This is a genomic window from Streptomyces sp. NPDC047982 (genome assembly GCF_043204165.1).
Taxonomy (GTDB): domain Bacteria; phylum Actinomycetota; class Actinomycetes; order Streptomycetales; family Streptomycetaceae; genus Streptomyces.
The window spans coordinates 84,803-96,264 of sequence record NZ_JBIDBS010000013.1; the positions used below are offsets into that span (position 1 = coordinate 84,803).

The 11,462-nt window shown below is 72.0% G+C and carries 8 protein-coding genes; 4 read left to right on the forward strand and 4 right to left on the reverse strand.

The annotated features are described in order from the left end of the window. Positions 1 to 447 precede the first annotated feature (447 nt). The 3 genes from ACGF2V_RS17760 to ACGF2V_RS17770 form a co-directional block, all read right to left on the reverse strand. A complete protein-coding gene (locus ACGF2V_RS17760) occupies positions 448 to 1,797 on the reverse strand; it encodes an esterase-like activity of phytase family protein (RefSeq protein WP_362706930.1) in 1,350 nt (449 codons plus the stop codon). Between the two features lie 303 nt (positions 1,798 to 2,100). Beyond that, positions 2,101 to 3,699, reverse strand: a complete 1,599-nt coding sequence (locus ACGF2V_RS17765) for an SWF or SNF family helicase (RefSeq protein ID WP_362706933.1) — start codon at positions 3,697 to 3,699, stop codon at positions 2,101 to 2,103. Then, the gene (locus ACGF2V_RS17770; RefSeq protein ID WP_362706936.1) at positions 3,696 to 6,599 is read right to left on the reverse strand and encodes a DEAD/DEAH box helicase; all 2,904 of its coding nucleotides are present in this window, start codon (positions 6,597 to 6,599) and stop codon (positions 3,696 to 3,698) included. Before ACGF2V_RS17770 ends, ACGF2V_RS17765 begins: the two co-directional genes overlap by 4 nt. A 314-nt stretch (positions 6,600 to 6,913) precedes the next feature. On the opposite strand from ACGF2V_RS17770, the gene ACGF2V_RS17775 reads away from it, so the two are divergent. Continuing rightward, complete coding sequence (locus tag ACGF2V_RS17775; protein ID WP_362624418.1) at positions 6,914 to 8,068, forward strand: acyl-CoA desaturase; 1,155 nt, start codon at positions 6,914 to 6,916, stop codon at positions 8,066 to 8,068. 312 nt (positions 8,069 to 8,380) lie between these two features. Continuing rightward, the gene (locus ACGF2V_RS17780) at positions 8,381 to 9,301 is read left to right on the forward strand and encodes an oxygenase MpaB family protein (RefSeq protein ID WP_362706939.1); all 921 of its coding nucleotides are present in this window, start codon (positions 8,381 to 8,383) and stop codon (positions 9,299 to 9,301) included. 681 nt (positions 9,302 to 9,982) lie between these two features. Here the strand turns inward: ACGF2V_RS17780 and ACGF2V_RS17785 are convergent. Then, positions 9,983 to 10,357, reverse strand: coding sequence for a GNAT family N-acetyltransferase (locus tag ACGF2V_RS17785; protein ID WP_362706942.1), 375 nt, complete (start codon positions 10,355 to 10,357; stop codon positions 9,983 to 9,985). A gap of 354 nt (positions 10,358 to 10,711) precedes the next feature. Between ACGF2V_RS17785 and ACGF2V_RS17790 the strand changes: the two genes are divergently transcribed. Together ACGF2V_RS17790 and ACGF2V_RS17795 are read left to right on the forward strand one after the other, a co-directional pair. After that, positions 10,712 to 11,089, forward strand: a complete 378-nt coding sequence (locus tag ACGF2V_RS17790) for a lipocalin-like domain-containing protein (protein WP_362624424.1) — start codon at positions 10,712 to 10,714, stop codon at positions 11,087 to 11,089. 168 nt (positions 11,090 to 11,257) lie between these two features. After that, complete coding sequence (locus ACGF2V_RS17795; RefSeq protein WP_362706945.1) at positions 11,258 to 11,440, forward strand: hypothetical protein; 183 nt, start codon at positions 11,258 to 11,260, stop codon at positions 11,438 to 11,440. Positions 11,441 to 11,462: the final 22 nt, after the last annotated feature.

The following is an 11,462-nucleotide window of genomic DNA, read 5'->3' on the forward strand; positions in this document are numbered from 1 at the left end:
ACTCCTGTACGTGGGGGAAATCGGGGCGGGGGAAGGGACAAGGGTGCCAGGGCCGGGGGAGGAAACCCGCGCTCTTCCACGCGTGGCGGCGCATCCCACGATGGGGATCAGCCGCCGGCAGACACTCCTTGCGGATCTTCGCGACGCTGGTGTGGTTGGTGTCGCCCACAATCGCCGGCGGCGCCTCGCCCGCCTGGCCGACCAGTTGGCAGGCGTCGAGCCGGGACGGACCGTAGCTCGCGCGCCCCACCGTACGGGCGCCGCGCGGGCGGCGGAAGACGCCAGGTGCCCGATGTGGGCGCGGGGACGGGCGAGAACGGCGGACCGGGGAGGCGGCCGGTCCGGGCAGGAGGGCGAACGGCGGGTCACGGAGCGGGCCGGTTCGTGCGCGGGGCCGGACCTGGGCCACCACCGCCCGGGCCCGGCCCCGTCGTGTGCGACCGGTGGTCAGCCGTGCAGCGGGCGTGGCAGCTTCAGGAGCGTCACCGACGTGTCGATGCCACTGTCGACGAGTCGGCCGTTCGCGTCGAACGCGTCGGGGCCGTCGGTCATCCCGAAGTCGTTGTCGTTGATGACGGCGAGGGTGTTCCGTCCCGTCACCGCCACGCCCTCGATCTTCCCGGGCACCCCCGGCACCTTGCCGAGGTCGACGACCAGACTCTTGCGGAGCACCGGCACGCCGGCCGCCGACGGGGCGGTGAGCTCCTCGTACGACGGCGACGTGGCCGGGTCGTCCCAGGCGGAGCCCAGGATGCCGCGGCCGTGCGGGAGCGTCACCCGGTGCAGCCGGGCCGTCCTGTCCGTGCGTTCCTGGACCAGAAGGGTGTTCCGGCCGATCGCGACGACCGAGGAGATCTTCAGCTCGGAGGTGTCGTCCTCGCCCGGATCCACGACATCCACCGGGTCGAACCGGTAGGCGTACTCCGCCGTGACCGCGCGCTTCTTCGGGGAGAAGCGCAGCAGCCGCGTGTTGCGCGAGGACTCGCCCGCGTCCTGGTCGGGCAGCGACAGCGGGCTCTGCACCGCCAGCACCAGGTCGCCGCCCGGCAGTTGGGCCAGCCCCTCGAAACCGCGGTTGGTCTTGCGGTGCAGGAGTACGCCGGGCAGCGCCTCCACCACGGGGTAGTCGGTGCCCGTCAGCCCCAGTCCCTCAGGGACGTAACGGGCCAGCACCCGGCCGCGTGCCGAGACGTGCACCAGCGAGGGGCCGTACTCGTCCACGAGCCAGAAGGTCCCGTCGCAGGCGCGGACGATGCCCTCCGTGTCCAGACCGTTCGGGTCGTAGGTGAGCGGCGTCCTCGCGTCGTACGTGTACGGGGCCTCGTCGCGGCCCGGCTGGTTCGGCAGGCCGTTGACCGGGGCGCCCGAACGGGTGGTCAGCGGGATGGACCGCACGACGCGGACGTGCCCGCCGTCGACCCGGACCTCGACGATCGCCGGGTCGAAACCGGGTATCGGGAAGGTGCGCCGCTTCTTCCCGTCGATCTTGATCTGCCCGTTGGGGCCGCGGTCGGTCACCGTCCAGAACTCACCCTTGCGCCCGGCCGGGTAGAGGTCGCTGCCGATCCCGCCGAGCATCACCCCTCGGTCGTCGTCGACCGTGCCCGGGAGTAGTCCGTTGCTGAATCCGGCCAGCGGCACGTCCCCGAGCACGGCGCTCCCGGTGACTCGCGCGGTGGGCCCGGGACGCCCGTGCCGGTCCTGTGCGCCCGCCGTGGTTGCGGCGACCGAAACCGTCGCGAGCAGGGCGAGCGGCAACCCGACGGCAAGGGAACGACGGACGACACGCGCGGACATGGGGCCTCCTGATGCACGAACAGATCGGACGGGCGTCAGGTTCCGCTTTTCCTCTCAACGCGGGGTGACATCGAGTTGAACACTGAACACCTGGGGGAGGGTGGCGACGGACGGGGGCGGAACGCGCTGGCGCGCCCCGACCGTCGCCGGACTTCGTGAGGGGCCGTGGAACGAGGAGCGCAGGACGAGGAGCGCAGGACAGGGAACGGCACGCGGGCGGCGAGAGCGGCGGAGGGGGAGCGGGGAACGGCACGCGGGCGGCGAGAGCGGCGGAGGGGGAGCGGCGAACGCGTAATGGCGTCCTCAGCCGTCCGAAATGCCGGGTCTCCCGGCCCTGTTCCCCCCGCCTGTCCCGTCCGGGCCCTCGGCCCTCTCCGCCCGGTCCGAACCGCCCAGTGCCGCCGCCGGGTCCTCGTCCCCCGGTCCTGCCGGTACCCAGTGTCCGTCCTCCTCGCGGTAGGGCCACCAGCGGCCGTCCCGCCCGTACCGGAGCTGCACACCGTCCTCCGCGGCCGTCCAGCGGTTGCCCGCAGCCCGCAGCCGGGGACGCTCGTCCTCCTCCCACGCGTCGGCGAGCCGTGCACGGGCCCGGGCCAGCGTCTCCGGATCCGGGGCCCATTCTTCGTCGAGCACGGCGATTCCCGCCGCCCCGCCGTACCGCCAGGCGCGCACAGCCGCGTCGAGCGCGGCCGGGCTCCGCCCCGATCCGGTGGCCAGCCGCTCCACGATCCAGGGACCGGGGCGGGCGTCGGCGACCAGCCGCACGGCGTCCTGCTGCGGCGTCAGCGCGGTGGGCAGCGGCCGGTGCGCATGGTCGGGGGAGAGGGCGTCCGCCAGCATCCGGTGGGCACGTGTCGCCCCGTCGGCCGCGAGCAACTCCAGGGCCGCCGTGTCGATGCCGGGCTCCGTTTCTGCCTCCGTCTCCAGCGACGGGACCGGACCCGGCTCGTCCGGCAGCGGCGGGGGAGCGGGCAGCGGGGGAAGGATGTCGCGTGCCGCGAACGCCTCGTCCGCCCGCACACCTCCGTGCGCCGCCTCCGCCGACGCGGCGCACGCGGCACCGGGCCCGTCGGCCGGGGTCTTGCTGCCGGACGGCACCCGTTGCGGGGCATGGGCCGCGATGCGCAGTTGGAGCTTGTCCAGGAGCAGGCGTTCGCCTCGTCCCCGCATGAGCAGCAGCACGAACGGGTCCTGGTCGAGCAGCCGCGCCACCTGATAGCACAACGCGGCGGTGTGCGGGCAGTGGTCCCACGCCTCGCAGCTGCATGAAGGCTCCAGGTCGCCGATTCCCGGGAGCAGTTCCACCCCTGCCGCCGCCGCGTCCTCGACCAGATGAGGCGGCAACTCGCGGTCGAGGAGCGCCGCGACGTGCCCGGCGCGGGCGGCGGCCACGTCCAGGAAACGCTCCCATTCCGCCTCGTCCAGCTCCTGGAGCAGTACGTCACTGCGGTACGCCGACGCGTCCCGGTCGCGGACGACCGCGGTGATCCGGCCCGGCCGTACCGAGATCGCGCCGACCCGGCCCTCGCGCGCGACCCCGCGGCCCTTCTTGAGCTGGGTGCCGTCCAGCGCCGTGTCTTCCAGGGCCTTCAGCCATGCGCGTCCCCACCAGGAGGAGGCGAAGCCGCGTCCGCGCGCGGGCGGCAGGGCGGCGAAGGTGCGTTCCTGCGGCGGTGCCGCGCCGCTGTTCCGCCCGCCGTCGGCGGACGCCCGCACGGCGGCGCCGGGTCCGCCCGCGTCGTCGCCCCGGCCGTACACCGCGTCGACGTCCCCGTCCTGCCCGTGCGCGTCCTGTCCGTGCCCGTTCTGTTCGTACCCGTCCTGTCCGTGTGCGGCGCCGCCGGGCCCCTCCTCCCTGTGGTATCCGTCGTATACGCCGCGTCCGTCGTACCCGTGATTCATCGGGCGCCCCCTCGCAGTTCCACCAGTTCGGCCAGTTCCACGTCCGTCAATCCGGTCAGTGCCGCCTCGCCGGAGCCGAGCACCGCGTCGGCCAGCTCCTGCTTCCTGGCCAGCATGTCGGCGATCCGGTCCTCGACGGTGCCCTCGGTGATCAGTCGATGCACCTGCACCGGCTGGGTCTGGCCGATCCGGTACGCGCGGTCGGTGGCCTGCGCCTCCACTGCCGGGTTCCACCATCGGTCGAAGTGCACGACATGCCCGGCGCGGGTGAGGTTGAGCCCGGTGCCGGCCGCCTTCAGCGACAGCAGGAAGACCGGGGACTCGCCGGCCTGGAACCGCCGTACCATCGCCTCCCGTTCCGTGACCGGTGTGCCGCCGTGCAGGAACTGCGTGCGCACGCCCCGGGCCTCCAGGTGACGTTCGAGCAGCCGGGCCATTCCCACGTACTGCGTGAACACGAGCACGCTTCCGCCCTCCGCCAGGATCGTGTCGAGCAACTCGTCCAGCAGCTCCACCTTCCCCGAGCGGCCCTCGATCCGCGGCGCGCTCTCCTTGAGGTACTGCGCCGGGTGGTTGCAGATCTGCTTCAGCGCCGTCAGCAGCTTCACCACGAGCCCCCGCCGCGCGAAGCCGTCGGTACCCGACATCGCGGCCAGAGTCTCCCGCACCACCGCTTCGTAGAGTCCGGCCTGCTCCGCGGTGAGCGACACCGTCCGGTCCGTCTCGGTCTTCGGCGGCAGTTCCGGGACGATACCCGGATCCGATTTGCGCCGCCGCAACAGGAACGGCCGCACGAGTGCGGCGAGCCGTTCGGCAGCCGCCGGATCACCGCCCTCCGCGGTCCGCGCGTAGCGTGTGCGGAAGGTGCCGAGGCGGCCCAGCAGACCGGGAGTGGTCCAGTCGAGGATCGCCCACAGCTCGGACAGGTTGTTCTCCACCGGCGTTCCCGTGAGCGCGACCCGCGCCCGCGCGCCGATCGTCCGCAGCCGTCCGGCGGTCGCCGAATAGGGGTTCTTGACGTGCTGTGCCTCGTCGGCGACCACCAGACCCCACTCGATCTCGGCGAGCCTCGTCGCGTCGAGCCGCATCGTGCCGTAAGTGGTGAGGACGAACTCACCCGCCGCCAGTTCCGTGAGGCTGCGCGATCCGCCGTGGAAACGGCGGACCGGCGTGCCCGGCGCGAACCTCTCGATCTCCCGTTGCCAGTTCCCCATGAGCGAGGTCGGGCACACCACGAGGGTCGGCCCGGTGGCCGGATCGGCGGCGATCCGGTGCAGGTGCAGAGCGATCAGAGTGATGGTCTTGCCGAGGCCCATGTCGTCCGCGAGGCAGCCGCCGAGGCCGAGCGAGGTCATGGTGTGCAGCCAGTTCAGGCCACGCAGCTGGTAGTCGCGCAACACCGCGTCGAGCGCGGCGGGCTGACCGATCGTCCGCGATTCGCCATGTGCCGCGTCGGACTCCGGATCCGCCAGCCTGCGGCGCAGCTGTTCCAGTCGGCCGGTGGCCCGCACGGCGATTCGGTGGCCGTCGACCTCGGCGGAACCGGTCAGTACCGCGCCCAGCGCGTCGATCGGTGCGACCTTGCGGTCCCGGGTCTCCCGGGCGCGTCGCGCCTCCTCGGGATCGATCAGCACCCACTGGTCGCGCAGTCGCACCACCGGCCTGTTGGCCTCCGCGAGCCGGTCCAGTTCGGCGCGGCTGAGCTTCTGGTCGCCCAGCGCGAACCACCAGTCGAACGACAGCAGCGCGTCGGCCGACAGGAACGACGGCATCTCCGCAACGGCACGGGACGGCTCCCCGGGCTCCCGGTCCGCAACGTCGTCGGGCGGGCCGATCACCGCGCGCGCGGTGAGCGTGCGGGCCAGTTGGCGCGGCCAGTGCACCTGGACCCCGGCCGCGGCGAGAGCCCGTCCGGCGGGACCGAGGAGTTCCGTGAGCTCCTCGTCGGCCGGTTCGACGAAGTCGGGCACGGAGGCCGAGAGCAACGGTGTCAGCGCCGGCCAGGCCCGGGCGGCCCGACGCAGTGCCAGCAGCGCGTCCATGCGGGCGCGCGGGCCGAACGCCGCAGCGGGCCCCGCCCCTCTCCAGAGGTCGGCGGCATCGGCGACCAGCGCCGGATCGTCGGCACCGTGGACCTGGAGGACGGCCCGGAAGGACGGTCCGTCGCCAGCCCCGGCGGGAGGCCCGTCGTCCGCTTCCGCGTCCGTGAGACCCGACACCTCCACCCGCAGCGAGAGGCGGACGCCCGCATCGTGTCCGGCCGCGACAGTCGCGGCCCAGGCGCGCCGGCCCGGCAGACGCAGCGCCTCGTCGACGGCGAACGCGGGGCTTGTCGTGGCGAGGGCCGCGGCCGGCGTGCGCGGCAGGCCGTCGGCCACCGCGTCGAGGAACGCGCGCAGCAGCCGCTCGGGTTCGGGCAGCAGCACCGGGTGCGCGGACGCGTCGAGCGGAACGGCGTGGGCGAGCGGCGGCATCGAGGCGGCGAGCGTACGGATGCGCTCGTGGTCGTCCGCGGTCAGCGGACCGGCCCGCCAGGCGTCGTGGTCGGTGGGGGTGAGCCCGGGCAACAGCAGGCCGCGGGCGACGAGTTGCAACGCGAGAAGCGCGGCGGCGCCCCAGAACGCGGCGGCGTCGGAGGCATGGGGCGCGATTCGGGCGCGTGTCAGCACGGGCAGCGCGTCCCGGACGGGGAGCGTCAGCGCGGGTACGAGATACACCTGCGCGTCGGCCCCGACGACTGCCAGCTCCTCGGCGGAACCCGGCCCGTCGGGCGGAGCGCTGCCGTCCGGATGCCAGAAGGCGATGCGACCGGAACGGAAGGGGTCCCCGGGCAGGAAGACCACGGAACAGCCGGAGAGCGCGGAGACCTCGGGAAGCGTTGCGGCAGGGGACCTGTGCACAGCGATGGCCGAATTCCTCAAATTTGACTAGCGAGTTCTGGGAGGCCGAGGGTACTCCGCTCTCCCCTGGATCACGCCGGATGTCGCTGTGATCCGCCTCACTCTCGGGAGGTGTGGTGGTCCGGCTCCCGACGATGCGGCGCTCTGCTCGCCACGCCCGCCGAGCCGCCGCACGACGTCCCCGGTGCAGCCGGCCCCCTCGGCGGGAGGGGGGCTGGCCCCACCTGACCCGGGGTGGTGGCGCCATGGTCGCCACGGCTCCGGCAACCGTACGTTTCGACAGGTCAACGCAGCCCTCCAGAGACGGAGACCCCATGTCCCAGGCCATGCCCACCGTTGCGGAAGGTGCCCGGGACGGTACGGGAGACGTCACTGACGCGGCAGGAGGGCACAAAGCCGCCCAGAGTCGTGGAGCCGTCCCGAGTCAGGAGACCGCCGCGAGCCGGGAGGCCGCGCCGAGTCGTGGCGCCGCCCCGGGCCGGGGGAGCGACTTCGCGCCGCTGCTCCAAGCGGTCAAGGGGCAAGGGCTTCTGGAACACCGCACCGGCTGGTACGCGCTCGGCATCGCCGCCAATCTGCTCGCCCTGAGTGCCGTGGTCACCGGCATGTTCCTCGTCGGTGACAGTTGGTGGACCCTGCTTCTCGCGCTGCCGCTGGCACTCTTCTGGTCGCGTACCGCGTTCATCGGGCACGACGCCGGACATGCCCAGATATCCGCCCGCCGCCGGACGAGCCGGGCCGTCGGTCTCGTGCACGGCAACCTGCTGCTGGGCATGAACGAGGCGTGGTGGAACGACAAGCACGTGCGTCACCACGCCCATCCCAACCACATCGACAAGGACCCGGACGTCGCCGTCGGAGCCCTGGTCTGGACCCGGAAACAGGCGGCCCTGCGCGAAGGCTTCGCCCGTCGGCTCACCCGTCACCAGGCCCGGCTGTTCTTCCCCATGCTGCTCCTCGAAGGCATCGCCCTCAAGATCGCCGGATTCCAGTACCTGAGCCGTCAGCCCGCCAGGGAGCGCGCCCTCTCGGCCCTGCTCCTGGTCGCCCATCTCGGTCTCTACGCGGCACTGTTGCTCACGGTCATGTCACCCGGGAAGGCCGCCGCCTTCGCTCTGCTGCACCACGCCCTCTTCGGGCTCCACCTGGGCATGGCGTTCGCGCCCAACCACAAGGGCATGGAGATGCCCGACCCCGACGGTGACCGCTGGGGACACCTCCAGCGCCAGGTCCTCACGTCGCGCAACGTGCGCGGCGGCGCCCTCACCGACTGGTTCCTCGGCGGGCTCAACTACCAGATCGAGCACCACCTCTTCCCGAGCATGCCCCGCCCGCATCTGCGGCTGGCGCAGCCGTTGGTGCGCGCCCACTGCGAGGCGCTCGGCATGCCGTACACGGAGACCGGGCTCGTCGAGTCGTACCGCCAGGCGCTCCGGCACATGCACGAGGTCGGCGAGCCGCTGAGGTGACTCTCGGGCAGGCTGGAACCGACGGAACTCCGCGGGTGTTCTCACAGCGGGAGCGGCTGCGGTCGCGAAGGAGGCGTGGTCCGCCGGCCCGTTCAGGTGTCCGCGACCTCGCAGGCACCGGTGACCGGGACGTCGTCCTGTGGAGCGCAGGTCAGGCCGGCCGTACCGCGATCGCGTCCAGCGCCTCCAGCAGGCCCGGCAGTTGCGTGCCCCACGATCTTCCGCCCCCATGCGCCGCTGGGCCGATACAGCGCGTCCTCCTCGACGACCGCATCGCCCGTCCGACATAGAGTGGGACTTCCGACCGAGGCAATGGGGGGCAGAGCGGTGCAGCGCTACGACCGTCTGAAGGAGATTCAGCGTCTCGATCCGGAACGGGACTTCCTGCGGATCTATCGCATCACGGCGACCTGCGAGTTTCCGTGGGACATCGCCCGCGCACTCGAACTGGCCCTGTACCGCACCTATGCCGTACCCAGCATCGGCCGGCTTCTCGCCGAGACCGCCGAACTGACCGAGCGGTCGCAGAAACGCTACGACGACACCGCACTTCTCCTCGACACGGTCGTGGAGCACGGTTTCACCAGCGCAGAGGGACGGACGGCCATCCGCCGGATCAATCAGATGCACCGCAGTTACGACATCAGCAACGACGACATGCGCTACGTGTTGTGCACCTTCGTCGTCACGCCGAAGCGGTGGCTCGACGACTTCGGCTGGCGCCGGCTGTCCTCGCACGAACTACGGGCGTGCGCCGTCTACTACCGCACCCTCGGCGCCCACATGGGCATCAAGGACCTGCCGGAGACGTACGAGGACTTCGAGCGCACACTGGACGACTACGAGGCCGAGCACTTCGGCTGGGACGAGGGCGGACGCCGTGTCTCCGACGCCACACTGGGCCTGATGGGTTCCTGGTACCCGCGCCCCCTCGCGCCGGTGCTGCGGAAGGCTGCCCTCGCGCTCCTCGACGACTCGCTGCTCCAAGCCTTCAGGTACGAACGCCCGGGGCCGGTGGCGCGTGGCCTCACCCACGGCGCCCTGCGTCTGCGGGCGCGAGCCGTCCGACTGCTGCCGCCGCGCACCAGCCCGCACTACGCCCGACAGAACCCCGAGATCAAGGGATACCCGAACGGTTACGAGGTCTCCCGGCTCGGTACGTTCCCCACGCCGGGTGTTCGCGGCTGTCCGGTTCCGCACGGTCGGCGCGCCCACGTGCCGGGACAGGAGTGAACCGAAGACGATGACGGGCGCCCGTCGGCGGCGCGCGTTCCCCCGATCGTCGGCTGTCGCCCGGCGCGCTGCGGAGCGTTCGCGAGGCCCGAGCATCAGGGCTTGCGCACGGCACGCGCGAGGAATCGGTCGTAGGCGTCGGCGTAGGCGTCGAGACACCAGCCGTAACGCGCCAGCAACGGACGGAGCTTGGCCTCGCCCGCACGTCGTCGTCCGTGAGCGGGCGCCCGTGACGGGCTGCCAGGGCGGCGCGACGGATCCCGGCCCAGCACCGTGCCGTCCGGCCCCACGGCAGACCGCAGAGCGGGCAGCGCCCGCCTCGTACCGCAGCCCGCGCTCTCTCGCGCGGCGTTGCGGCCACGTCACGGGCCGGGAACCGTGGGTCCGGACGGCCGGGCGCCTGTCCCGGCGGCGGCGGACGTCGGGAGAACGCCGTGCACCCCCCGACGGCCGACCGGGGCGGGCGGCCTCGACCGCTGCGTGGCGGTGCGCAGCGCACTTCACCGCTGCACCTCGGCCGGTGTTTGCGCTCGGCGTTCCCGGGCTGGCGGGTTGAACACGGCGGCGAGGATACGGCGGATCTCCGGTCCGGTCCGCGCCAGGATTGCAACTACCCGCACTGCGATTCCCGGCGGGGTGGCCCGCCCGAGTGCGCCCCGTTGCCGGCAGCAATTCCAGACCTCAGCGCGGGTCCTTGCGCATGCACCATGTGTGGGGGCCGCCGTCGGGGAGGGTGACAGCGGCCGTGACCCGGAAGCCGAGCCGCTCGTAGAACCGCACGTTCCTCTCACTGGAGGTCTCCAGGCACGCCGGATACCCGGCGTGCCCTGCCTCCTCGATACCGGGAACCAGCACCTCGCTGCCAAGGCCCTTCCCCTGCGCTTCGGGAGAGACGGCCACCGTGTTGAGGAACCACGCCGGCTCCTGCGGCCGGTATGGAGCAACAGCCTGCTCTGCGGATTCGTAGGCGGCCTGCCGGTCGCCGGTCAGCTCGCCGAGCACCGGGCCGACCTCGGCGAAAGCGGGCGAGGGATCCTCGTCGGGAGTGGCCCACACGGCGACAGCGCGTCCTTCGTCGGCGACCCATACGCGGCCACACCCTGCCGCAAGGTCGCGAAGTCGTACTGGAGTACCAGGCCACCCTGCCCCGAATTCACAAGTGCGCAATGGTGCAGCGGTTGCAGCGCATTCACCGCCTCGACCGTCTGTCCGTCGGAAAATCCGCGCGGTGTACTGGTTGTCGTCTTCAACGACAGGCGTAACCCGTTGTGTTCGTTCTGGCTGCTGCCTGCCCCGGACCCCGGTGCAGGACGGGCTGATGGCGATGGCCACCGTCGCACCCGCCCTGGCTGGCCCGAGCGACCCGCCGCCTCCCGATCCCACTCGACCCCAGAACAAAGGACACCGAACATGGACCAGGCATCAAAGTCGCCGGCCGACCCGCTTCTGCTCGCCGGCACCTGGCAACTGCTGTCTTTGACCGGCACGGAGAAGGGCGAGATCACCCACCCGCTCGGTGAGGACGCCCGCGGCCAGATCATGTACACCACGGATGGCTGCATGTCCGCCCAGCTCGGCGGCTCGGGCGGATATGTCGGCTATGCCGGACGGTACGAGTTCCACAACGACGTGGTCGTCCACCACACGATCGTCGGCAGCACCCCGCAGTGGGAGAACACCGCCTTCTCCCGCACCGTGGAGTTTCGAGACGGCCTGCTGGTCCTGCGCGCCGAACCAGCAAACGGCCTCCCCGCCGTGACGGTCGTATGGAAGCGGTCGGGCCACTGATGGACGACTTCCCGCACATGCACGACGAAGCAGTGGTCTACCTCGCCGCCGGGCAGCGAACTTGACCCCACCGGAGCCCTGGCCGGCCTCCACGAAGGCACGAACACCGCCCTTCCAGCCGGATCATGGGGCACGGCGAGCGAGGTCCTCGCAGAGGTCACGCAGGCCATGGCCTGCCACGGCTACCCGGCACACGATGCCCTTCATGACGTGCTGCTGGGCCGCAAGCCGGCCGACACGGCACCGCACGGGACGAGCATGCCGGCGCAGTTCGCCGCGTCAGTGGCGCTGTCCCGGATCCTCGCCCAGGCGGGCACCGTGCCGTCACTGATCTTGTTCTCGCTTGCGTGAACACCCCCCGCCCCCAAGCGTT

Bases quoted from the DNA above. Each gene is read 5' to 3' on its own strand.
- ACGF2V_RS17780 (WP_362706939.1), top strand. From the start codon at position 8,381: ATGGGGGGCAGAGCGGTGCAGCGCTACGACCGTCTGAAGGAGATTCAG.
- ACGF2V_RS17760 (WP_362706930.1), bottom strand. From the start codon at position 1,797: ATGTCCGCGCGTGTCGTCCGTCGTTCCCTTGCCGTCGGGTTGCCGCTC.
- ACGF2V_RS17765 (WP_362706933.1), bottom strand. From the start codon at position 3,699: ATGAATCACGGGTACGACGGACGCGGCGTATACGACGGATACCACAGG.
- ACGF2V_RS17790 (WP_362624424.1), top strand. From the start codon at position 10,712: ATGGACCAGGCATCAAAGTCGCCGGCCGACCCGCTTCTGCTCGCCGGC.
- ACGF2V_RS17775 (WP_362624418.1), top strand. From the start codon at position 6,914: ATGTCCCAGGCCATGCCCACCGTTGCGGAAGGTGCCCGGGACGGTACG.
- ACGF2V_RS17795 (WP_362706945.1), top strand. From the start codon at position 11,258: ATGGCCTGCCACGGCTACCCGGCACACGATGCCCTTCATGACGTGCTG.